Source organism: Streptococcus oralis, assembly GCF_006175905.1.
GTDB lineage: Bacteria > Bacillota > Bacilli > Lactobacillales > Streptococcaceae > Streptococcus > Streptococcus oralis_BG.
On record NZ_SSNB01000001.1, the window covers coordinates 416,202 to 439,843 of the forward strand.

25 protein-coding genes and 1 tRNA gene are annotated in these 23,642 nt (G+C 42.5%); 3 read left to right on the plus strand and 23 right to left on the minus strand.

Going from position 1 to position 23,642, the window contains the following annotated elements; genetic code table 11:
• Positions 1–41: 41 nt before the first annotated feature.
• Positions 42–2,021, minus strand: a complete 1,980-nt coding sequence (locus E7Y33_RS01970; RefSeq protein WP_139689503.1) for a peptide ABC transporter substrate-binding protein — start codon at positions 2,019–2,021, stop codon at positions 42–44.
• Positions 2,022–2,319: 298 nt separating this feature from the next.
• Here E7Y33_RS01970 and E7Y33_RS01975 point away from each other — a divergent pair.
• A tRNA-Cys gene (locus E7Y33_RS01975) sits at positions 2,320–2,390 on the plus strand.
• 133 nt (positions 2,391–2,523) lie between these two features.
• Here the strand turns inward: E7Y33_RS01975 and E7Y33_RS01980 are convergent.
• The 11 genes from E7Y33_RS01980 to E7Y33_RS02030 all read right to left on the minus strand — a co-directional run bounded on the left by E7Y33_RS01980 (position 2,524) and on the right by E7Y33_RS02030 (position 11,309).
• Positions 2,524–3,855, minus strand: coding sequence for a hemolysin family protein (locus E7Y33_RS01980; protein ID WP_096753364.1), 1,332 nt, complete (start codon positions 3,853–3,855; stop codon positions 2,524–2,526).
• A 131-nt stretch (positions 3,856–3,986) separates the two neighbouring features.
• The gene (locus tag E7Y33_RS01985; RefSeq protein WP_139689504.1) at positions 3,987–4,811 is read right to left on the minus strand and encodes a DNA/RNA non-specific endonuclease; all 825 of its coding nucleotides are present in this window, start codon (positions 4,809–4,811) and stop codon (positions 3,987–3,989) included.
• Positions 4,812–4,851: 40 nt separating this feature from the next.
• Entirely contained in the window at positions 4,852–5,046 is a 195-nt protein-coding gene (locus tag E7Y33_RS01990) for a DNA-directed RNA polymerase subunit beta (RefSeq protein WP_139689505.1), read from the minus strand.
• Entirely contained in the window at positions 5,033–6,316 is a 1,284-nt protein-coding gene (gene murA / locus E7Y33_RS01995) for a UDP-N-acetylglucosamine 1-carboxyvinyltransferase (protein ID WP_139689506.1), read from the minus strand. Before murA ends, E7Y33_RS01990 begins: the two co-directional genes overlap by 14 nt.
• 23 nt (positions 6,317–6,339) lie before the next feature.
• Positions 6,340–6,570: a DUF1146 family protein gene (locus E7Y33_RS02000; protein ID WP_002892633.1), complete on the minus strand. Its 231-nt coding sequence runs from the start codon at positions 6,568–6,570 to the stop codon at positions 6,340–6,342.
• A gap of 55 nt (positions 6,571–6,625) precedes the next feature.
• Positions 6,626–7,663: a SepM family pheromone-processing serine protease gene (locus E7Y33_RS02005; RefSeq protein ID WP_139689507.1), complete on the minus strand. Its 1,038-nt coding sequence runs from the start codon at positions 7,661–7,663 to the stop codon at positions 6,626–6,628.
• On the minus strand, positions 7,647–8,135 hold the full coding sequence (gene coaD / locus E7Y33_RS02010) for a pantetheine-phosphate adenylyltransferase (RefSeq protein ID WP_139689508.1): 489 nt from the start codon (positions 8,133–8,135) through the stop codon (positions 7,647–7,649). Before coaD ends, E7Y33_RS02005 begins: the two co-directional genes overlap by 17 nt.
• Positions 8,125–8,664: a 16S rRNA (guanine(966)-N(2))-methyltransferase RsmD gene (rsmD, locus tag E7Y33_RS02015; RefSeq protein ID WP_139689509.1), complete on the minus strand. Its 540-nt coding sequence runs from the start codon at positions 8,662–8,664 to the stop codon at positions 8,125–8,127. Before rsmD ends, coaD begins: the two co-directional genes overlap by 11 nt.
• A 64-nt stretch (positions 8,665–8,728) precedes the next feature.
• The gene (gene asnA, locus E7Y33_RS02020) at positions 8,729–9,721 is read right to left on the minus strand and encodes an aspartate--ammonia ligase (RefSeq protein ID WP_000747998.1); all 993 of its coding nucleotides are present in this window, start codon (positions 9,719–9,721) and stop codon (positions 8,729–8,731) included.
• 109 nt (positions 9,722–9,830) lie between these two features.
• Positions 9,831–10,514: a Bax inhibitor-1/YccA family protein gene (locus E7Y33_RS02025; protein WP_139689510.1), complete on the minus strand. Its 684-nt coding sequence runs from the start codon at positions 10,512–10,514 to the stop codon at positions 9,831–9,833.
• Between the two features lie 54 nt (positions 10,515–10,568).
• Entirely contained in the window at positions 10,569–11,309 is a 741-nt protein-coding gene (locus tag E7Y33_RS02030; protein ID WP_139689511.1) for a TrmH family RNA methyltransferase, read from the minus strand.
• A gap of 33 nt (positions 11,310–11,342) precedes the next feature.
• Between E7Y33_RS02030 and E7Y33_RS02035 the strand changes: the two genes are divergently transcribed.
• Complete coding sequence (locus tag E7Y33_RS02035; RefSeq protein ID WP_001174609.1) at positions 11,343–11,621, plus strand: acylphosphatase; 279 nt, start codon at positions 11,343–11,345, stop codon at positions 11,619–11,621.
• A 77-nt stretch (positions 11,622–11,698) separates the two neighbouring features.
• Positions 11,699–12,628 carry a membrane protein insertase YidC gene (gene yidC, locus E7Y33_RS02040; RefSeq protein WP_139689763.1) on the plus strand — a complete coding sequence of 310 codons (930 nt, stop codon included), beginning with the start codon at positions 11,699–11,701 and terminating at the stop codon, positions 12,626–12,628.
• A 72-nt stretch (positions 12,629–12,700) separates the two neighbouring features.
• Here the strand turns inward: yidC and pflA are convergent, their stop codons facing one another.
• From pflA to E7Y33_RS02095, 11 genes are all read right to left on the minus strand, one after another.
• Positions 12,701–13,495, minus strand: a complete 795-nt coding sequence (gene pflA, locus E7Y33_RS02045; protein ID WP_049550062.1) for a pyruvate formate-lyase-activating protein — start codon at positions 13,493–13,495, stop codon at positions 12,701–12,703.
• Positions 13,496–13,615: 120 nt separating this feature from the next.
• Positions 13,616–14,872, minus strand: a complete 1,257-nt coding sequence (locus E7Y33_RS02050) for a diaminopimelate decarboxylase (protein WP_139689512.1) — start codon at positions 14,870–14,872, stop codon at positions 13,616–13,618.
• A 66-nt stretch (positions 14,873–14,938) separates the two neighbouring features.
• Entirely contained in the window at positions 14,939–15,766 is an 828-nt protein-coding gene (gene purR, locus E7Y33_RS02055; protein ID WP_002874197.1) for a pur operon repressor, read from the minus strand.
• A 104-nt stretch (positions 15,767–15,870) separates the two neighbouring features.
• Positions 15,871–16,812 carry a 3'-5' exoribonuclease YhaM family protein gene (locus tag E7Y33_RS02060; RefSeq protein ID WP_139689513.1) on the minus strand — a complete coding sequence of 314 codons (942 nt, stop codon included), beginning with the start codon at positions 16,810–16,812 and terminating at the stop codon, positions 15,871–15,873.
• Positions 16,802–18,058: a DNA recombination protein RmuC gene (locus E7Y33_RS02065; protein ID WP_161976021.1), complete on the minus strand. Its 1,257-nt coding sequence runs from the start codon at positions 18,056–18,058 to the stop codon at positions 16,802–16,804. The genes E7Y33_RS02060 and E7Y33_RS02065 overlap by 11 nt, the downstream gene beginning before the upstream one ends.
• 1 nt (position 18,059) lies before the next feature.
• Positions 18,060–18,722, minus strand: a complete 663-nt coding sequence (locus E7Y33_RS02070; protein ID WP_139689515.1) for a thiamine diphosphokinase — start codon at positions 18,720–18,722, stop codon at positions 18,060–18,062.
• Positions 18,685–19,341 (minus strand): ribulose-phosphate 3-epimerase, encoded by a 657-nt coding sequence (rpe, locus tag E7Y33_RS02075; RefSeq protein WP_139689516.1) that lies wholly within the window; start codon positions 19,339–19,341, stop codon positions 18,685–18,687. The genes E7Y33_RS02070 and rpe overlap by 38 nt, the downstream gene beginning before the upstream one ends.
• Positions 19,342–19,351: 10 nt before the next feature.
• The gene (rsgA, locus tag E7Y33_RS02080; RefSeq protein WP_139689517.1) at positions 19,352–20,230 is read right to left on the minus strand and encodes a ribosome small subunit-dependent GTPase A; all 879 of its coding nucleotides are present in this window, start codon (positions 20,228–20,230) and stop codon (positions 19,352–19,354) included.
• A 1-nt stretch (position 20,231) separates the two neighbouring features.
• A complete protein-coding gene (gene rsmA / locus E7Y33_RS02085) occupies positions 20,232–21,104 on the minus strand; it encodes a 16S rRNA (adenine(1518)-N(6)/adenine(1519)-N(6))-dimethyltransferase RsmA (RefSeq protein ID WP_139689518.1) in 873 nt (290 codons plus the stop codon).
• A 12-nt stretch (positions 21,105–21,116) separates the two neighbouring features.
• Positions 21,117–21,971, minus strand: coding sequence for a dimethyladenosine transferase (locus E7Y33_RS02090; protein WP_139689519.1), 855 nt, complete (start codon positions 21,969–21,971; stop codon positions 21,117–21,119).
• Positions 21,972–22,056: 85 nt separating this feature from the next.
• On the minus strand, positions 22,057–23,448 hold the full coding sequence (locus E7Y33_RS02095) for an SseB family protein (protein WP_139689520.1): 1,392 nt from the start codon (positions 23,446–23,448) through the stop codon (positions 22,057–22,059).
• Between the last annotated feature and the right edge of the window lie 194 nt (positions 23,449–23,642).

Consider the following 23,642-nt stretch of genomic DNA (forward strand, 5'->3'; position numbering starts at 1 on the left):
GAACCTTCTCCTCATGGAGAGAAAGTTCTCTTGAGAGTTATTTATTTAACGTGGTTAGCCAATTCTTTTTGAACTTTTTCGTTTGATTCTTTTTTCTCTTTGAGCCATTTTTCACGAGCTTGTTCATAATCAGCTTTTGTTACAACCTTATCTTGTAACTGAATATACTTGAAGTATACGTCTGAGCCTTTATCTCCAGATTGACTGAATGAAGCTGAGAATGGTACAACACGAGAAATGATAGGTGCAGCACCACTTGATGCCATAGCTGGCAAGAAGAGTGAACTGTCTGTCAACCAAGCTTGGGCAGCAGCATATTTTTCATAACGAACATTCAAGTCGCTAGTTTCTTTTCCTGCTTCATCAACTAACTTATCGTATTCTTTCAAACCTACTTGGGCAGCTGCAGCATTATCTGCGCCTTCGTAACCCATGTATGTTTTTGTTTGTTCAGCATTCGTTGTTTTCAAGATATCAAGGTAAGTTGATGGATCCTCGTAGTCTGGATTCCATCCAACTGCTCCTGAGAGGTCCCAATCTTCCGCTGCTGCGCTAGCTGCGTAGTAAGTAATATTCTGTAGTTCATCTGCAGTGATTTGTTGAATATCGATGACTACATTGTCTTCTCCAAGTACTGTTTCAACGGATTGTTTGAAGGATTGGATACGTGCAATGTAGTTCTTAGCTGTTTGATCTACTGGAATATCCAAGTGAATAGGGAATTTCACACCTTCTGCTTCCAATGCTGTTTTAGCTTTGGCAAATTCGGCTTTAGCTTTATCAGCATTGAAAAGACCATCTTGACCATCAGCAAAGTTTACGTTCTTCCATTCATCACCATAAGCAGCCATCTTTTCAGTCACCAAGTCACCAAAAGTTTTTTCACCTGCAGAGACAAAACCTGGTTTCACAAAGAGGTTACGAACTGCAAGAGGAGCACCTTCTTTACCATTAATTTGTGCTGAGTAAGAAGTACGGTCAAAGGCGAAGTTCAAAGCCTGACGGAAGTCCTTGTTAAGAAGAGCTTTCTTAGTAGAAGTCTTCTCTTCATCAGTTGTCTTAGAAGTGTATTTGTAACCTTGACGGTCAATATTCACACCCAAACCACCAATACCAGGTCCTGATGGATTGTAGTAGATATTGTCCTTGTAGGTCTCTTCAACTTTAGAGTAGTTTGAACTTGTAGGGAAAAGGCGAGCATAGCTATAAGCTCCACTTGTAAAGTTACGTTCAATTGACTCTTGGTCTGACCCATCATAGAAAGCAAGGGTTACCTTATCAATATGAACATTGTCTTTGTCCCAGTAGTTTTCATTCTTAACGAACTCGATAGAAGACTTAGCAGTCAAACCTTTGAGCAAGAATGGTCCATTGTAAAGCAAGGATGTAGGGTCAGTCGCTTTACCAAAGTCAGCCCCTTTTGATTTTTCAAATTCTTCGTTCAATGGCCAGAAAATTGAGTAGGCCATCTTAGAGTTCCAGTATGGTTCTGGTTTATTCAAAGTATACTCAAGAGTATAATCATCAACGGCCTTCACTCCTACTGAAGAAAAATCTTTATTGTTTCCAGCTATATAGTCAGCTAGACCTTTAACTGAATCTTCTGCTAGATACTTAGCTGCTGATTTATTGTCAGCTGCGTGTTTCAAACCATTTACGAAGTCCTTGGCAGTTACTTCAGCATATTCTTCGCCATCTGATGTGAACCATTTGACACCTTTACGAATCTTGTAGGTATAAGTCAAACCATCTTTTGAAACTGACCAGTCTTCTGCAACTGCAGGAACTAGGTTCCCATATTTATCATTTGTAAAGAGACCATCGATACCATTTGAAGTGGCAATTTTGGTACTTTGTTTTCCTGAGATCAAGTAATCCAATGTTTCTGGGTCAGCTGTATAAACATAACCATAATTTTTTGGCGCTGTTGAATCAGATGATTTTGAAGAACCACAAGCAGCTAGTACTCCTGCTGCTAATAAAGCAACTCCTGCTGCAACAAATACTCTACTTTTTTTCATGTTTTTAACTCCTCTTGAAAAATTTAGGCTTATTGGAAATTATAACATATATTTTTTAAAAAGTAAACGAATTTTCAGAATATTTAGGCGCATTTCCTCAAAAAACTTCTATTTGTCAAAATTCTTGCATTCTTTGTTTGTATCTGCAAGAAATACTTTCTAGTCTGATCTTCTTTAGAAGGGGATTTTTAAAAGCTTTTTCTCACTTCTTCGATCATCATCTGTTTTCCTAAATTGGATTTTAGAATAAGAAACTATTGACGGGAAATGATTTTCAAGGTATAATAATAAACGTTGAGGCGGTATAGCCAAGTGGTAAGGCACGGCTCTGCAAAAGCTTGATCGTCGGTTCAAATCCGTCTACCGCCTTTCAATACCTGAATGAACAGGAATTAACCAAATGAAAAGCTCGTAAAACCGGGCTTTTTTAGTATTCCTAATAAGTGGGGATAACTGTACCTACCATATAGATTTACAAAAAGCAGTGACTCAAGTCACTGCTTTATTCTGTTTCTTCTTCAGGTTCTAGTTCTGTGATTTGAACTTTTACCTTGGTAACACGTCCATTTTTCACCTTATCATTGGTCAGGACGATTTGTTTGTTTTGACTGACCAGTTCATAACTGATTTTTTCAGTTGTTGGAATCGTACCAACACCCGTCAAATAATAACCAGCGATGGTATCCACATCATCGCTTTCTAGTTCAACACCAAAGTAGCCATTGAAGTCGTTAAGATTCATGGTTCCCTGTGCAATATAGGTGTCCTCACCGATTTGATGAACTTCGATTTCTGCCCTATCCGTCTCGTCATCAATCTCACCGACAATCTCCTCCAGCAGGTCTTCCAGTGTGACCAGTCCAGCCATACCACCATATTCATCGAGCAAAATGGCCATTTGGTTTTGGGTATTTCGAAGCTCTTTAAGGAGGTCGTCCACAAAAATAGTTTCAGGAACAAAGAGTGGATCTTGTAAGATCTTCTTCCAGACAATATTTTCAAAGCCATCTGCATAGGCGGCGTTTAGCAAACGCTTGGTATGAATCAAACCAATCACATTGTCCTTATCCCCATCGTAAACAGGGATACGTGAGAAATTTTGCTTTAGAATACTTTGGATAATCGTTTGACTGTCATCCTGAATATCTACCATAAAGGCATCTGTACGAGGCACCATTAGCTCACGAGCCATTAGTTCATCTAGAGAAAAGATCCCCTGTAGCATTTCAATTTCATCTGCATCCAGTGTTTCTTCGCTCTTAGTCAACATGTACTCAATTTCATCTCGAGTCATTTTTTCATCCGCATCATCAAAGGTCATTGGCGTTAAACGACTCAAGAGATTGGTTGAAGCAGATAACAACCAGACAAAGGGACTGACAATCTTTCCAAGACCAATAATAATTGGTGCTGTTCGAATTGCCAAAGCATCTTTCAGATTGAGGGCAATCCGTTTAGGATAGAGTTCCCCAAAAACAATAGAAATATAGGTCAAAAACGCTAAAGATAGAAAACTTGCAATAGCGTAAGCTGTTTCACTATTTCCTATCCAAGATGCAATTACTTGTCCAAGTGTATCTGCCAATTTTGCCCCTGATAAGATCGTGATTAAGGTGATACCGACTTGAATGGTTGATAAAAAGTGGTTAGGATTTTCAAGTACCTTTAACAAACGAATGTAACGTTTGTCTCCCTCTTCTGCCTTTTGCTCCACTCGGGAACGGTTTAGTGACACCATCGCCATTTCAGTGGCTGAGAAAAAAGCATTTAACAGGGTCAAGATAAATAACAATACAAACTGTAGCAACAAATTCTGACTGCTCGGGTCTTCCATAGTCCTTCTCCTAAAATAGTATCTTGTGTTCCATTATATCATAAATTGGCTTAGGAATCACATTATTTTCTAATTTATACAATCACTCCCTTATCAATGACGGACAAGGGAGCAATTTTTATTCCTTTTTTCTAGTTTGTCACCGTGACCTGACCTGTTCGGTAATCAAGTTGGATACCCTTTTGAACATTTGGAATCAGAACGTTGAATTCCAATTCGCCATCCGAAGACTTGGCTTCAATTTGTGAAGCAGATGGAACCAAATCCTCATTCGTAGCATAGTGGAGAGTTACCCGATAACGGACTCTCTTATTCTGGTCCAAGGCTTTCCTAACCAAACTCTCATAGTAGTTCTGCCCTGTCGAATCTTCAGCCTGCGCTTGGTTCGCCCAAGCTGTCTGAACTGCAATGTTCTTGGGATTGCTAGTAGAAGCATCAAAGCCATCTAATCCACCTATCAAGGCATAACCCAACAAATGCCCCCTATCTACTGCGTGCGTATAGGTTCCCTTTAGATTTTTAACCTGATGCCATCCCGGCGGAGTCCAAGGGGTTGAGCCGTTGCCTGTTTCTTCACGATTTTTATACTGTCGAGTCGCTTTGGATAATAGAGCATTGGCAACAGTTGGGACTGTCTCTTTCCCGACTGGTTTTGTTTTATTATCCGCGTAAGGTTTGCTAGAAACCTTGGCATCTAGATTGGTTTTATTCCCATTGACGACAAAGGCACCTGCCTCATTCCATTCTAGACTACCTTTTATTTGGTTCTTGATCGACTCGGTTAAGACACTCTCTGCCAACTCCTGACTAGGAGCTTCTGAAGCCTGTCTTTTCTGGCTAACTTTAGTTCTAGGGCTATTTGGTACCGACTGCATCTGCTTGATATAATAGCTTCCAGCAGCCAAGAGTAAGAATATAAGTAGCCCTATCAGAGCCTGTCTTGTTTTCTTGTCCATATCTCTCCTTATTTCTTTAGAAAAAGACTGGTCTCCCAGTCTAATTTCCTGTAAATTTGCTAATCAATTCCTGCCACTTTGCTGGAGACAAGATAGCCCATGGATCCTGTCCCTTTCCTAGGATTCCATAGCCTACCATCAAGCCAATTCCTAAAGCAAGGAATCCCAGCAAGAGTACGATAAAAATCAACAGTAAGCGACGGAGTACATAACGTATGTTTTTATTCTTCTTCATCATTTGCCTCAATCCGCTGAATCTTCGCTCCTAGCTGAGCCAATTTCTCATGGAAGCGGTAGTAACCTCTATCAAGGTGGACTAATTTACCGACAACTGTCTCCCCTTGCGCTACCAGACCTGTCAGAATCAAGGCCGCACTGGCACGAAGGTCTGTTGATAGAACTTCTGCTCCCTGCAAGACTTGTCCTCCTACGATACGGGCTGTATCACGGATAATCTCCGAATGCAAGCCCATCCGACGCATTTCCTCCAGATGTTGGAATCGATTCTCAAATACCGTTTCCACCATAGTGGATTCCCCTTTTGCAACAGTCATTAAGGCTGTAAATTGAGCCTGCATATCTGTCGGAAATCCTGGATGTGGCAAGGTTTTTACATGAACAGCTTTAAGATTTTCCAGTTGAGAACGGACACGAATGCCTTCGGACTCCTCTGTTACCTCAACTCCCATTTCAAGGAGTTTGGCAATCAAGGGGCGATTATGCTCCCAGACTGCATCTCGAATCAGGACATCACCGCCAGTCATGGCTGCCGCCACCATAAAGGTTCCAGCTTCAATACGGTCCTGTACTACATTATGAGTTGTTCCATGGAGTTCCTCAACACCAGTCACTGTGATTGTTTCGGTACCAGCTCCCTTGACCTTGGCTCCCATTTCATTAAGAAGAATAGCCAAGTCAACAATTTCCGGCTCACGCGCAGCATTCTCAATGACAGTCACACCGTCAGCTAACGTCGCTGCCATCATCAGGTTTTGTGTCGCGCCGACACTAGGGAAGTCCATATAGATATGAGCGCCATGCAAGCGTTCTGCCTTGGCTTCGATGTAACCAGCTGTCTGGGTAATCTTTGCCCCCATAGCTTCCAAACCTTTGAGGTGGAGATCAATCGGACGACTCCCAATGGTGCAACCACCTGGCATGGATACCTTGGCATGTCCTACACGAGCAAGGATTGGTCCCAAAACAACAATCGATGCACGCATCTTGCTGACATACTTGTAAGGAGCTTCCTCCGTGATGTCACCAGTAGCATCGACTTCGACAAGATGAGCTCCCTCATCAAAGTCAACTTTGGCATTCAGACCACGAACTACTTGATTCATGGTAAAAACATCTGACAAGATTGGAACGTTCTGCAAGACTGTCTTACCCTTACTTGCTAGAATAGTCGCTGCCAACAAGGGCAAGACGGCATTCTTTGCCCCCTCGATCGTCACACTTCCGACCAGACGATTATCACCGCCTTGAACCACAATTTTTTCCATAGTTGTTTCCTTTACTTTTGATTTTATAATAGTCCCCTAAGTGCTTCTTGCCACAGTTGGTACAAACTGATAAAGAATGAACTCAAGATGTAGCCCATCACAATACTAAAGAAGCCTACCAACAAACGAACCTTTTTTGTGTTAGTAGCGGTCACTTTTAAAACCTTTTCCCATCTTACAAGATCCTTCAAAAGGTAAAAACTCAAATAAATAAAGAGTATATGACTACTTAGAGTGAATAATAATTGAACCATTTGACTATTATACCATCTTATCCGCTTGCGCGCTAGTTTTCAATTTTTTTACAAATTAGGGATTGTTTTTAAGGTAATCAATCGCATCCTGCAAAGTTTTAACAGGAACGATTTTCATCTCTGTCTTGATCGTTTTGGCAGCTTCTAGGGCTGTTTCATAGTTGCTTTTCGCATTTGGATCTGCTTTTTTTGCTTCCTCGGTGACTGGATTGTCAGGAGCAAAAAAGATGTTGGCTCCCTGACGAGAGGCTGCAACCACTTTTTTGTCAATTCCACCGATGTCGCCAACATTTCCATCGCGATCAATAGTTCCCGTTCCCGCAACGATGCGGCCATTACGAAGTCCTGGATCTGCTATCTGGGTATAGATGGCTAGACTAAACATGAGACCAGCACTTGGGCCGCCAATACCAGCTGTAGAGAAGCGAATGGGAACGTCACTGGTCACTTCCGTACGGTCAATCAAGCCAATTCCAATCCCATTTTTCCCGTTTTCGAGAGTGATAATTTTACCTTCAGCAGACTTGACTTTTCCGTCTTCTTCATAGGTTACCTTGACCGTGTCCCCTAATTGTTGAGAGTTGACATAGTCGACCAAGTCTTTTGAACTGTCAAATGTTTTGTCATTAACAGCTGTCACTGTATCTGCTATGTTCAAAATACCCTTAAAAGTTGAATTGTCCGTCACGGTCAAGACATAGACTCCCAGATACTTGAGCTCGATATCCTTTCCAGCCGTCTTCAATCCTTGATACTTGGCCATGTTTTGAGAAGTTTGCATGTAGAACTGATTGATCCGCATAAATTCTGCATCAGTAGAGCCGCCCGTAGTCTCCTTGGCACTTCTAATATCCGTGAAAGGTGTTAACCAAGCATAGACAAGATGCGATAGGGTTGCGTGTCGAATACCGACTGTTACAAACTGGTAAGCTCCTGCTTCTGTGTCTTCTCTTTCATTGACTTTCAAAACGCGACGAATATCTTCCGCTCCACCCGGAACTTCTACGTAGTAAGGTAAAGGTACTACAAAGGCTAAAAAAGTCAATACTAGTGCTAGGATGACATATAAGGGCCATCTAGTTTTTTTCTTCATGTTCTAATTCCTCCACAACACTGTTTGGGACATATTGCTGAATCTCCTGACCAAACTTCAGAAGTTCTCTCACGGCCGAAGAGCTAATATAAAGATGCTCTGGGTGGCTATATAGGTAAATGGTTTCGATTTCTGGAGCCAGTTGATGATTGTAGTAGTCAAAACTAGACTCGTATTGCAAGTCGGTGGTATTCCGCAAGCCACGGACAAGAGTTTTGGCTCCCAGTCTTCTTGCAACATCAACAACTAACCGATCATGAGAAGCCATCACCTCTACATTATCTAAATGCGCCACCGCTTTTTCGACTGCTCGTTTGCGATTTTCAACAGGGAGAAAGCCTTGTTTGTGGGGATTGTAGAAAACCCCGACATAGAGCTTGTCAAAGAGTTTGCTGGCACGTTCAATAATATCCAGATGTCCATTTGTCATCGGGTCAAATGAACCTGTAAATAATCCAATTTTATCTGACATAAACTGTCACCTTACTAATCCCATATATTTTTTCCTTCCAGATACCTAAGCAGGCGATTTCTTCTGGGAGTTCTACAGACTTATCGGTTTCGCAGACAACCATGACCTCTTCGGAGAAAAGGTTTCTTTCTGCCATTTTTTCGATATCTGCAACGATTTGTTCCTTGGCATAGGGCGGGTCTAAAAAGACCAGGTCAAAGGGACCCTTCACTTGCTCCAAGGCCCGTTCAGCTTCCATCTTTAAAAGCTGAAATTTGGAAACTTCCTTGGTCATCTGGATATTTTCAGCGATGATAACCTGCGCCTTTCGATCCCGTTCCACTAAGACAGCATGGGACATCCCACGCGAGACTGCCTCAATGGATAAACCACCACTGCCAGCATAGAGATCCAAGATACGACCACCCTCAAAATAGGGACCTATCATGTTAAAGATAGCTCCACGCACCTTATCTGATGTCGGCCTCGTCGTCTTGCCTTCTAGCGTCTTGAGGGGACGCCCTCCGTAGATTCCTGATACGATTTTCATACCGTTTATTATACCAAATTATAGGCAAAAAGAGAAAGAAAACCGAACCTTGCGGTTCGATTCTCTACAAAATATTTTCGTACGTATCGCGAACTTCTTGAGGCCAGACACTGGTCTGAACCTCTCCGATGTGTTTCTTACGAAGAAGGAACATGGCCATCCGAGACTGTCCGATACCTCCACCGATTGTCAGTGGGAAAAGGCCGTTAAGCAGGGCTTTATGCCATTCCAGCTCAAGACGATCTTCGTCTCCTGTAAGAGCCACTTGGCGACGAAGGGTATCCTCATCTACCCGAATCCCCATTGATGAAAGTTCAAAAGCACAACCAAGAGATTCGTTCCAAACGAGAATATCACCATTTAGTCCCTTGTAGCCATTTTCAGACTCTGTTGTCCAGTCATCGTAGTCAGGTGCACGGCCATCATGAGGTTTTCCGTCAGGCAACTCGCCACCGATACCAATCAAGAAGACTGCACCGAACTCTTTACAGATCGCATTTTCACGCTCTTTCGGTGTTAAATCTGGATAGCGTTCCACCAACTCTTCTGTATGGATAAAGGTGATTTGTTTTGGCAAGATGGATTCGATATCGTAGCGGGCTTCTACGGCTAGCTCTGTCAGACGGATAGCCTTGTAAATCTTCTCAACAGTTTCCTTGAGATAGGCGATATTGCGTTGACCGTTTGGGATAACCTTCTCCCAATCCCACTGGTCCACATAAACTGAGTGGGTCGCGTCGAGCGAATCTTCGTCTGGACGAAGGGCCTTCATGTGAACAAACAGCCCTTCACCTTCACCGAAACCAAAACGAGCCAAGGTGTGGCGTTTCCATTTGGCAAGTGAGTGAACGACTTCATAAGTTTCATCTGGAATCTGCAAAACCTTGACAGATACTGGATTTTCGACACCTGACAGGTTGTCCTGCATCCCATCCCCGACCTTGCTCAAGATAGGACCTTGAACTTCAACAACTTCTAACTTATCTTTCAAATACTGGGTAAAAGTGTTCTTCACAAAGGAAATTTCTTCTTGTTGATGAATAAAACTTTTCTTCATAAACAGCTCCTCAAAAATTAGTTAAAAGCATTATACACCTATTTCCAAGAAAAGAAAAGAGTAAATAAGAAAAAGTCAGTGCTCTTTTGAACACTGACTCTGTCATTCATTAATCGTTTCGACCAAAGATACGTAAGATGCTAAGGAAGAGGTTGATAAAGTCTAGATAGATGCTGAGCGCCATTGAGATGACCCATCCTGTCGCTACTTGTCCTCGTGACTGTTCATAAACATAGCGAATCTTTTGGTTATCCCAAGCAATCAAACCTGAGAAAACCAAGACCATGGCAATACTAATCATGTAGTCAAAGAAGCTATTGGCTAAAAATAGATTCACAACCATGGCAATGATGAGACCAACAAGCGCCGCCATCAAAGCTCGGCCCATTCCACTCAAATCTTTCTTGGTGAAAATTCCGATTGCCGCCATGACAAAGAAGAGTAGGGCACTGGATACAAAGGCTGATAAGACGGTCCCAGGTGTATAGAAGGCTACGACAAAACTGAGCGTAAATCCATTTAAAACAGAATAAACTAAAAATACTGGGAGAGCTGCTGGGCTATTTTTTGCAGCCATGCTACTTGCAACAAAGACCAGAGCAAGTTCTGCAAAAGTTGCAATCATCAACCAGAGACGGCCATGCATTAAAAAGTAGACCAATTGGGACTGAAAGACTGTCAACATCAAAGCTGACACGAGAGCTGATAGACTAATCCCAAGTCCCACAAAGGCATAAACCTTAGCGTAAAATTGATTGAGACCTGAACGTTCTTGAATAATCGTTTGATTCATTCTGATTCTCCTTTTTCTATAAATATGTCTTGATTATAACAAAGATTTTATAAATTAGCTGAAATAAAACATCAAAACACCTGCTGCAACTGCCACGTTGAGACTTTCTGCTCGACCTTTCATGCCTATATGAACCAGCTGATCAGCACTCTCAGCCATGACAGAACTAATCCCCTGCCCTTCATTTCCCATGACTAAAACAAAGTTCTCTAGTGAAGAAAGCTCACGATAGTCCTTGGATTCTTTGGATAAGGTCGTTGCTAGAATGGGCAAATTGCTCTTCTTTGCCTCTTCTACAAAGGAAGCAAGAGACATCCGATAGATGGGCAAGTGAAAATGACTTCCTTGCATGGAACGCAGGGTCTTGAGACTGTAGATATCCGCTGACTTGTCTGAAACAATGACTCCTGTAAAACCTGCCGCATCCGCAGTCCGAATCATGGTGCCCACATTGCCTGGATCTTGGACATCTTCTAAAAATAGAAACTTGCCCTGATGGAGATCGGGCAGACCCACTTCTTCTTTTTGAATCACTGCAACAATCCCTTGAGGAGTTTGCGTATCTGCCAAATCCCGCAAAATCTCCTCTGAAACCCAGATAGTTTGAGGAAAAGCCGCTAGCTGATCTCGGTAACTTTCTAGGGCAAAGACCTTTTCAATCGTCACTCCTGCTTGAACAGCTTCTTCGAATAAGTGCCAGCCTTCAATCAAATAAGCAGATTTTCGATATTTTTTTTGATGTAATTTCTTGGCATTTTTTACCACAGAATTGGCTTTTGAGGTTATAATAGTCATAGAAACATTATAACACAATCAAAGGGGTTTTGTATGCAAAAGGTTAGAATGATTGCCCAAGGCAGGGTGCAGGGTGTTGGTTTTCGTTGGGGTGTTGTTACTTTAGCTCTTGAAATCGGTGGCATCACTGGTCGTGTCTGGAATAACGACGATGGCACAGTGGAAATTCTTGCTCAGGCAGACTCCTCTGCCACTATGGCAAAATTTATCCAAGAGATCCGAAAAGGTCCGACACCTTTTTCAAAAGTTACCTATCTAGATGTACAAATGAGCAACTTTTCATCCTATTCTGACTTCAAAGTCGCAAATTAGGTCTCTAGAACTATTGTATATTTTACAAAAAAACAGTAGAATAGAAAGGTATAATTTTTAAAGAAGGAATGAAAACATTGAAATCTATTAAACGTTTTGCCCTCTCTGCTATGGGAGTGGCTATGCTACTCGTCTTGTCAGGCTGTGTCCAAGTAGACAAAGCAACAGGACAACCCACAGGATTGATTTGGAATACCATCGGAGCACCTATGGCTGAAGCTATCAAGTACTTCGCTACTGATAAAGGTCTAGGCTTCGGGGTCGCTATCATTATCGTAACCATTATCGTGCGCTTGATTATCTTACCACTTGGTATCTACCAATCATGGAAGGCAACGCTTCACTCTGAGAAGATGAATGCCCTCAAACATGTCCTTGAGCCACATCAAACACGCCTCAAAGAAGCTACAACTCAAGAAGAAAAGCTAGAGGCTCAACAAGCTCTCTGGGATACTCAGAAAGAACATGGCATCAGTGTGTTCGGTGGAGTAGGATGTTTCCCTATCCTCATTCAAATGCCTTTCTTCTCTGCTATCTACTTTGCAGCCCAATACACTGATGGTGTAGCTAGCTCTACCTTCTTGGGTATCGATCTCGGTTCACCAAGTCTGCTCCTTGTCGCTTTCGCTGGTATCCTCTACTATCTCCAATCACTTCTCTCACTTCATGGAGTAGAAGACGAGATGCAAAGAGATCAACTAAAAAGAATGATTTACGTGAGTCCACTCATGATTGTCGTCTTCTCCTTCTTCGCACCAGCCAGTGTGACGCTTTACTGGGTTGTCGGTGGTTTCATGATGATTCTCCAACAGTTCATCGTTAACTATGTTGTTCGTCCAAAACTTCGCAAAAAAGTTCGTGAAGAATTTGCCAAAAATCCACCAAAAGCAAGTTCATTTTCAACTGGAGGCGAACGCAAAGATGTCACTCCAAACCAAGCAACTGCGATCATGACCAATAAGAAACATAAAAAACGCAATGCTGGTAAACAACATTCTAGAAAATAAGAAAAAGGCTTAGCTGAAAGGCTAGGCTTTTTATGCATCACAAAAGCCCGATGTCTCCATCAGGCTTCTTTTTTATCCATGAACACGTTTCATGTAGTCTTGGTAACTTTCTGTATCCATCAATTCCTTGGCATTCTTGACACGGTCTGCTGTTGGAGGTTTGACCCCTTCAAGCGAATAAGGAATTCCAAGTTCACGCCACTTGAATTCTCCCATCGTATGATAAGGTAGGATTTCAAACTTGTCAACGTTTTTGAGGGTTTTTACGAACTTCCCAAGTTCAATCAAATCTTCATCACGGTCTGTCAATCCTGGCACGAGAACGTGACGAATCCAAACAGGCTTCCCGATATCTGATAGGTACTGGGCACAGGCCAAGATGTTTTTATTGGTTTGGCTTGTGACAATCTTATGCTGTTCTTCGTTGATTTCCTTGATATCCAAGAGAACCAAGTCAGTCACCGCCATGAGTTTATTAAATTTTTCGAGATAACGTGGTTTATTACGGAACGGAAGGGCACAGGTATCCAAGGTACAGTGGATTCCTTTTTCCTTGGCCTTGGTAAAGAGGGCAATTAGGAAATCAATCTGTAAGAGGGCTTCTCCACCACTAACAGTGATTCCTCCCTTGTCACCCCAGAATCCACGGTAGCGAAGGGCTTCTGACAAAACATCGTCTACTGTCCGTCTTCGTGATTTATTGGTCTCCATAGCCCATGTATCGGGGTTATGGCAGTACTGGCAACGCATCTGACAGCCCTGCAAAAAGACGATAAACCGAATCCCAGGGCCATCCACCGCCCCAAAACTCTCTGTCGAATGCACCATTCCTGTCACTTGTCCATAGTCAATTGTTTCTTCAGACATATCGTCACCTTCCTTGAAACCGTTTTATAGTTTTATTATATCACGAGTAAGGTGAAAAACAAGGTTTTTTGTCTATTTTTTAGAAAGCAATCTGTTTTTCACTTTCATTTTCATTCCCTCTTAGTGATCCGGTTCAAAACCAAAACCATATAAGGTTGCAAAATAGTCCTCAGGACGCTCTGCACGGCGGATTTGACGGGCTTTTCCTTCTTCGGTATAGAGGATTTCTGCAGAACGCAGCTTGGCATTGTACTGGTAACCCATGGAGAATCCATGTGCACCTGTATCATGAATCACCAGCAAATCACCGATTTCTGTATGAGGTAGCTCGCGATTCACTGCAAATTTATCATTGTTTTCACAGAGTGAACCAACCACATCTACCACCTCAACTGGTCCGTCTGGATGGGTCAGATTGGTGATATGGTGGTAGGCTCCATACATGGCGGGGCGCATGAGGTTGACTGCTGATGCATCCACACCTAGATAGGTACGGTAAGTTTTTTTCTTATGAGTGACTCTTGTGACGAGAGCTCCATGAGGTGCCAACATAAAACGGCCTAATTCTGTGAAAATCTTAACCTGACCAAGTCCTGCAGGTGTAAGAACTTCTTCATAAACCTTACGAACTCCCTCACCAATCACAGCAATGTCATTTGGCTCCTGGTCTGGGCGATAGTTGACTCCGATTCCGCCGGAAAGATTGATAAAGTCTAGCGAAATACCCAACATTTCCTTGATTTCAACAGCCAATTCAAAAAGCTGGCGGGCCAACTCTGGATAGTAGAGATGGGTCACGGTATTGGATGCTAGGAAGGAGTGAATCCCAAAAGTCTTGGCTCCTTTTTCCTTCAAAATCGCAAAGGCTTCAAAAAGCTGATCCTTGGTCATGCCAAACTTAGCCTCCCCAGGATTGTCCATGATGTCTGTTCCTAATTCAAAGACTCCGCCTGGATTGTAACGACAAGAGATGATTTCTGGAATGCCTACAGCTCGCTCCAGATGCTCAATGTCTTCAAAGGCATCCAAGTTAATGGTCGCACCTAATTCATGGGCATAAGCGTACTCTTGGTCTGGCGTATTGTTTGATGAGAACATGATCTCAGAACCGGGGAAATCCAGTTTGTGGCTCATCAGGAGCTCCACATAGCTGGAACAGTCCACACCACAACCTTCCTCTTTGAGGATTTTCAAGATGGCTGGGGTTGGGGTGGCCTTAACTGCAAAATATTCCTTAAAGCCCTCGTTCCAGGAAAAAGCTTGGTTGACTGCTCTTGCTTTTTCGCGAATTCCCTTCTCATCATATAAGTGAAAAGGAGTCGGGAACTCTGCAACAATCGTTTCCAAATCTTCACGGCTGATAAATGGTGTTTTCATAAGCATCCTTCTATTCTGTTTGCAAAGAAAGGCTGGGACAATCGTTCCAACCTTTAGTTCTATCTCTTATTTGTCTTCGTCAAAGATATTTCCAATCTCGACATCGATGGATTGGTTCTTGACATCAATATTGGTTACTTTCAAGAGTGATTTGTAATCAAACTGCTTTTCACGTTCTTCTTGAGCATTGTCTGCAAAGACTGCAACACCAGCCAATTCTGAATCAAACTCACGCAAGAGACTAATCATCCCGTTGACAGTTCCTCCGCCTTTCAAGAAATCATCCACAATCAAGACACGACTGCCTGCCTTGAGGCTGCGTTTTGAAAGGAACATTTTCTCAATACGGTCACCACTTGAACCTGAAACATAGTTGACGCTGACCGTTGAACCTTCGGTAATTTTCAAGTCACGGCGCACAATGACAAATGGAACGTTGAGGACATTGGCAACTGCATTTGCGAGTGGCACACCTTTTGTTGCTACTGTCATCACGGCATCGATTTTTTGGTCCATAAAGCTCTTGGCAATGATACGCCCAATATTTTTCAAAATGGCAGGTGTACTGAGCAGATCAGACAGATAGATATAGCCACCTGGCAAGATACGGTCGCTTTCTGAAAGTTTGTCACGCAAGTCTGCTATCATTTCTTTGGCTTCATGACTCGAGATTGAGGGTGTAAAGATAACGCCACCACCTGCTCCAGTCACAGTCTGAATATGGCCAATTTCTATTTCCTCAAAGGCACGCTTGATAATCACGATGTCCTCTGAAATCGATGATTTAGCAGATTCGTACTTTTCTGCAAAGGTATTGAGACTTGTTAGTTTGTATGGATTATTAATCAAATAGTTGGAAATGACAACCATCCGATCACTTCTTCTTAATTTCATTTTTATTTACCATTCCATTTAATTTTGATATTTTATCCATTATACCACATTCACATAAAAAAACGAACATTATTGCGTAAAAAATGCTCGTTTTTCTTAAATCATTAATCTAAATCTGGTTTATAGAAGGAACGATTGTCCATAGCGAAGATTTTATTGGTCATCTCTCCTTTGTCCACCAAAGCTAGAGCTGTTGACATCATCATCATGCTGGCATCTAGATTGTCAATCATATGAATAATCTCTGCCTCCATAATGCGTGGACGGACTGGACTTCCATACTCCAGCAAGCCATGGTGACTGAGGATGACATGGCGCAGTAGCACCACTTCTTCTCTAGTATCATCGATGCCCAGCTCCATGACTGTCTTGGTAATTTCGCTATCGATGAGTGCTATATGACCGATGAGATTGCCTCGTACTGTATACTCCGTCTGGTCTGGTCCCGTCAACTCAATAACCTTGGCCAAGTCATGCAACATAATCCCAGCATAAAGCAGGCTCTTGTTGAGCTGAGGATAGATCTCGCTAATGGCATCTGCCAAGCGCACCATAGTTGCCGTGTGAAAAGCCAAACCCGTTTCAAAGGCGTGGTGGTTGGTCTTGGCAGCCGGATAGGAGTAGAATTCCTTATCATACTTGGTGTAGAGACTGCGAACGATACGCTGCCAGACAGGATTTTCAATCTTGAAAATCATTTGCGACATATAGTCACGAATCTCCTTGACATCAACTGGCGACTTGACCTTGAAATCAGCTGGATCATTGGGTTCCCCAGGCTGAGGCAAGCGGAGAGTAATTTGATTGACTTGAGGAGTGTTGTTATAAACTTCTCTGCGCCCCTGCATGTGGACCACTTTCCCTGCAGTAAAGGCCTCGACGTTATGAGGTTGGGCATCCCAAAGTTTCCCTTCAATCTCGCCACTATCGTCTTGGAAGGTAAAGGCTAGGTAATTTTTCCCAGCACGCGTCTGTCTTAGGTCAGCTGACTTAATCAGGTAAAAACCTTCAAACAGCTCATCTTTTTTCATGTGACTAATCTTCATATTCTTCCTCATCTTCTTGGAAATGGAGTAGATCAAGCGCAGGCTCACCTTCTGATAATTCAATGTGACGGAGCGTCCGCTCGATAGCTGTGGTACGACGGTTTAATAATTCATCAATATTGCCAGAGGCATGTTGGAGATGCTTTTGTGCTTTGACCAGAATGCCACCAAACTTGCCAAACTCGGTCTTGACGCTGGCAAGAGTCTTGCTGATATGGTCAGCACTCTTTTGGATATTGAGAGTTTTGAAGCCAACTGATAGGGAGTTGAGCAGAGCCGACAGGGTACTTGGACCTGCGACAATAATCTGTTCTTCTCGTCTCAAATCATCAAAGAAGACAGGATTGCGGACGATTTCCGAATAAAGTCCTTCTGTCGGAACAAACAAGACTCCAAAATTGGTCGTCCGAGGTGGCGCTATGTACTTGCTCTTGATATCCTTGGCGAAACGCTTAACGCTTGCCAAGAGCGACTTGCGACAGCGCTCAATCTCGTCCTTGTCACCTGCTTCATAGGCTTCTTCTAGGCGGTAATAATCTGCCAGTGGAAACTTGGAGTCAATCGGTAAATAGACATATTCCTGGTCACCCTGTCCAGGTAACTTGATGGCATACTCCACTCGCTCGCTAGAGTTCTCAACCGTTGCAAATTCTCGTTCGTACTGGGCAGGTGTCATGATATCTTCGATGATTTGCCCCAGTTGCAATTCACCCAGAATCCCTCGCGTTTTGGTACCAGAGAGAACCTTGTTGAGGGCACCAACATCGCGGGCAACTGTCTGCATTTCTCCCAAACCTCGATTGACAGACTCTAGTTGCTTGGAAACTGTCTCAAAGGAAGCCTGCAAGCGCGTCTGTAAAGTCTTTTCCAACTTTTCCTCGACCGTCTGACGCATTTGTTCTAAACGTTGCTCATTTGATTCCTGCAGGGCTTGGAGGCGTTGGTCGGTCTTATCTCTGGTTTGAAGGAGATTCTCGTTCATCTCCTGTCTAACTTGAGTCAAGCCTTGGTGCAACTCCATTCGCACTTCCTGCAAGCGGTCGCTGACAGCTACTTCCAAGTCTTTTTGGTCTAACTGGCTGGCCTGTCTGGCTTGTTCAAAGCGATAATCCAACTGGTCTGACAGATGATCTGCCTGATCCTCCAAACTCTTGGCTAGGTACTTGTCTTGCTTATCCTGCCTTTGCCAAATCAGAAAGAGACCAGCTAGATTAGCAATTAATAATAGTAATAATACAGTCTCCATCCTACCTCCTGTCCTTGCTATGCAGCACGACGACATAGCCATCTGGGCAAGTTACCGAAACTTCCCTATCTATATATTCGTTAGAAGCGTACACTTTTTTAAAGAAAAAATTCTCCTCTGTCAACTCGTACTTGGCTCCGATAATGGTCAACTGGCTATCCCGAACTGGCATAAAAGCAAGATAGTCGTAGTCTGAACGAGGCTCTAGCTGACTAGTCCCTTCTGGACAATAGGCAATCAAGTTTTGCCCATCCTCAATCGCTATCTGGCGCATATAGGGTGCCAACTTGGGATTGCTAGGTAGAAAGACATTAGCCAGCATATGGTCAATACGACCACCCAAAGCCCCAAAAATGGTCACTTGGGCTTGAGGATTTTTTTCAAAAATCGTTAAAAGTGCTAGTTCCAGATCTGTATCATCCTTTTCTGGCTGGGCTTGAACAAAATGCTGGGCTCGTTTTTGAATCAACTGACGTTCTTCTGCAGTGACAGAATCAAAATCTCCAACTGCTAGAGCGAGAGGAAGGTCTTCTTCTAAGACCCAGAGCGATCCTCGATCCACACCGACAAAGCAGTCAAAATCCGTCCGATAATGACCACGGTCTCCGCCTGCAAAAACTGCAACCCTAGTCCAGTTGTTTTCGGAGAGTTTGTACTCGTTCATTGACATCTCCCTTAAAGACATAAGACCCTGCTACAAAAACGGTCGCACCAGCTTCTTTTGCTTGAGCAATGGTTTGATCATCAATCCCACCATCCACTTCAATCTCAAAGTTCAAGCCTTTTTCCTCACGAAGGGCAACCAACTCACGAATCTTATCCATGGTTTCAGGTAGAAAGGCTTGCCCACCAAAACCAGGATTCACTGTCATGACCAAAACTTGGTCCACTAGGTGAAGTACGTGCTTGATAGCCTCAACAGGTGTACCAGGATTGATAACAACCGATGGCTTGACACCTAGAGAACGAATCTTTTGAAGAGCACCATGGATATGAGGCGTTGCCTCTACGTGAATGCTGATGATATCTGCACCTGCACGCGCAAAGTCCTCTAAATGGCGCTCAGGATTAGCTACCATCAAGTGGCAGTCAAAAACCATCTTGCTATGGGGACGAAGAGCTTCGACCACACCAGCACCAAAACTGATTTGCGGCACGAAGTGACCATCCATAATATCGATATGGGCATATTCTGCCCCAGTTGCTTCTAGGCGTTTGATTTCACGTTCAAAGTTGGCATAATCTGCTGCCAGAATTGACGGAGCAATCTTGTATTGAGACATAGGTTTCTCCTTATTTTGGAATTTTTTTGCTGACTTTTTTATAGGTTTCTCTACGATTTTCAATTTCACTGAGGAATTGTAGGTAGTTGTCAAAACGGAAGGTGGCAATGATGCCTTCCTCTACTGCTGTCTTGACTGCACAGGACGGCTCATGGGTATGGGTACAAGTGCGGAATTTACATTCTCGACTGACACTGGCAATCTCTGGAAAGGCCTGATTGAGGTCTTCAGCCGTTGATACTTCATAATCCAGTGATGAAAATCCTGGCGTGTCCGCGATTTTACCACCATTGAGATTATAAAAACTAACAGCTCGAGTAGTGTGGCGACCACGACCTAGACTATCTGAGATTTCTCCTGTTTCAAGATTGAGGTCTGGTGCGATTTTATTAAGAAGGGTTGACTTACCAACACCTGTCTGCCCCATAAAGACTGTTACTTTGCCGGTTAACAAAGGCAGGAGTTCCTCTTTACTGGTCACAAAATCGTAACCGATGGCACGATAGGTTTGTTGGAAAAAATCCAGTTCTCCCCTATCGTCCAACAAATCCATTTTAGAAATATAGACAACGGGATGGATGCCCTTGTGCTCCAAAAGAACCAAGAAGCGATCTAGCAAATTGCTATTAAAATCCGGCTCCTTAGCCGACATGATAACCACAGCTTGGTCAATATTGACAATAGGCGGACGGACCAAGCTGTTTTTCCGTTCGTGAATTTTGAGGATATAACCTTCTGAATTTTCCTCGGCAGAAAAATCTACCCAATCCCCAACGTAAGGTGTATGGCCTTTTTTACGGAAATTCCCACGCGCGCGTGTTTGATAAACCTGACCATCACTCTCCACATAGTAGAAGCCCGCCAAGGCTTTAATGATTTGTCCCTGCATCTTAGAATCCTTGCCCTTTAAGTGCATCTGCTAGGCTGGCAAATTCTGCCAAGCCGAGAGCTTCCCCACGCACAGATGGAGATAAGCCTGCCTGGTCCAAAGCCTTGGTCAGCTTATCCTTGACTTCATCAGTTTTCCCAAAGTAACCTGTCAAGTTGTTCCACAAGGTCTTACGGCGATGGGTGAAACTTGCCTTGGAAACCTTAAAGAAGAGGTTCTCATCTTCTACTGCTACAGCTGGCTCTGGACGACGCACCATTTTCAAGATAGCTGAGTCCACATTTGGCGCTGGCACAAAGACCGTACGAGGCACGATAAAGGCAATCTTGGCAGTCATGTAATACTGAACCGCAATCGACAAGCTACCGTAAGCCTTGGTGTTAGGTTGGGCTGAGATACGATCTGCCACTTCTTTCTGCATCATGACCACAAACTCGCTGAAAGGAATGCCACTTTCAATCAAATGCATGAGAATAGGTGTTGTAATGTAGTAGGGCAAGTTGGCTACTACTTTAATCGGCAATTCAGGATTTTTGAAATTCTGGATATGCTGAGCCAAGTCAACTTTGAGAATGTCCTCGTTAACCACTGTCACATTGTCAAAATCACGCAGGGTATCTGCTAAAATTGGTACCAAACGGTGGTCAATCTCAAAGGCCATGACTTCAGCTGCACGCTCCGCCAAAAATTCCGTCAAAGCACCAATCCCTGGACCGATTTCAATAACATTAACCTGGTTATCAATCTCAGCCGTATCCACGATTTTTTGAAGGATATTGGTATCCGTCAGGAAATTTTGCCCGAAGGACTTTTTAAAGGTAAAACCGTGACGCTCCAGCACTGCCTTAGTCACGCTATAATCTGCAATTCTCATCTATTCTCTTTTCTATTTGTTAGCTAAAAACAATCTGTAAATCCAAAAAATTACCAGCGCCAAGAGAAACCAAAATCTCAAAGGAATGTGGTAGTCGTCGTCTTTAGATTCGGAACCAGTCTCATCAAGCACTTGCTCATCTTCTTTGCGTGGTGCTTGCTTATTTTCTTGGTCTTGCTCTTGATCGTTTTCTTGGTTCTGCACTTGCTTCTCTTCTTGGACTTGCTCCTGCTCGTCTTCTTGATTCTGCACTTGCTTCTCTTCTTGGACTTGCTCCTGCTCGTCTTCTTGGTTCTGCACTTGCTTCTCTTCTGGGTCTTGTTCTTGTTTCTCTTTTTGGCCTTGCGTTTTCTTCAACTCATCTTGGTATGCAACCGAGTCTAGAATATTATCTTTTGGCAACAATTTTGATGCATAATAATCAGGAAATCCCATAGCAGACCATATTAACTTCGTTTCTGTTAAAGAAAAATCCAATTCTTGGGGTTGATTTTCCTGAATTGCTCGGATGTTTTTTATAAGCTTGCGCGAAGCTATAGTCAATCCATCCATATTAGCAACTTCTAAGATATCAAATCCTAGCCTATCACCTGCTTTGACATTTGCAAGAATATAGCGAACAAAATCATCATATAGTTGCAAGGTTTGTGGAGCATTCTTTTCTAAAAAGGAGCGATTTTGGGTGGCATTTTTCTGGAATTTTTCAATAGGAAGTAAGATATTAAATTTTTTCCATAGAATATTAGGCATTCGCACATCTTTTTCATCCCAAAATAATTGCCAAAAATAAGGAATGGTGTAAACTCCCTCCGTTAAAATACGTACATCTTTTCCGTTTTTTAAATAAATATAGCTTCTATTTGCCATTTCGTTTCCTTTCAAAATCTTTGAAGAAGTTTAGTGCTGCAAGTAAGAGTTGAAAAACTCTGTATTTTTAATGCAAAAGAACCTCCTAGGCTTTATCTCTTCCTTCTAGTTCCTCACTGAACTGCTGCATTTCTTTAAACGCTTTGTCACTGACGTAAACACCCGCTTTATAATACTCAGTTTGGTTAATGGCATAATCAAAGATTTCAATCATACCTCCAGCGTTTTCAATCATAGCGCTCCAATTTTCATCGAAAACCATTCGCAAACGTTTCCAATCAGTAAACACTGAAACCGAATTTCGTCCATTTTTTCCTTCTCTAGTCGGAAGATTAAATGTAGCAGATTCTTCTAAAACATGAGCATTACTTTCCTGACTAGGTTCAGGAAATCCTGATGATGCACTTATAGGAAGAAGGAATTTAGCTTTTGGCATTGCCATTGAAAAGAACTTATAATAGAGTTTATAAATTAATTCTTCCTCTTCTGTAGTCGGTCTATCCATCTGTCCCATCAAAAGCATCCATCTCACAATATCAGGGTTCATAACAGGAACTTGTATCTCTGGCAAGCCTGAAAAATCTGGTTTTTGAACTAAAATAGAAGAACTTATACTAACTTCTTTGGTATTAAAGAATGCTCCTAAAGCACCATTCAAGTAAAAAGCTGTCCCAAGAAAATTCTCAATTCCTTTTTTATCTTCCGTATTTTCAATCCGTTTTACCACTTTTAATTGGTTTTCAATTGTTTCCTTATACTGATGATACCAACGAGGGGTAAATAGCATAATCATTGGGTCAGTGCAGAGATAGCCTTCGTCACCTCTATCATATGTAGTTGAGAAAAGATAAGGTTCCCCAGTATTTTCTGAATAAACAGCATAAATCAAATCTGCTTCTAGCAACTTGTCCTTGACAATTTCTGCTAGACGCTCTGACTTACGAGTATTTTCTTGATTGCTTTCTTCACTTTTTGGTTTTTGATGGCAATCCCATAAAAAAGCCTGTAAAATTTCGATACTATCATCAAGACTAAGATTCTGATAGTCCTCATCGCTTACTTTACCTTCTTGAATAGTCACAAAAGCTCGATAGAGAGCATAAGCATAGCTAGATAAACGCTTTTTTTCATCTACACCAGGACTATAGAGCACACTTCCCTTTTTTAACTTTGCTAGAGAGGGAAGCATATCGATCTCTAGATAAACTAACTCCTCATCTCTAAGAGATTCCACATCTTTGTTTTGGCAAGTAAGTTTTTTTACAACTACAGTTTCAAGAGCATCCATACCTTGATCGGGATTGCAAAACTGAAGACGATCACCAACTGTCAAACTCCCTTCCAAAGTCGCAGCAATCAGTAATTCCCTCTTTTCTTTCATTGGAAAGAAACCCAAAACTCCTAGACAAGCATCTCCTTTGGTTTCTTCTGTTGTCTTCTGTGCTTCTGTCTTTTTAAAAAAATCAAAAATTCCCATTGCTTTTCCTCATTAATTTCACCCAAGTGCTGATTTTATCAATTATCTTTTTTTATCAGGCATGGTATTGAGCATAGTTGAAGCGTATGCTATTACCTCTATTGTAACACATTCCCTTTGTATTTTTGGGCTATCTGATTACTGTTATCACTTTTCAGAACTCTCCAAACAGATCTCGATATCTAAATTTCTTT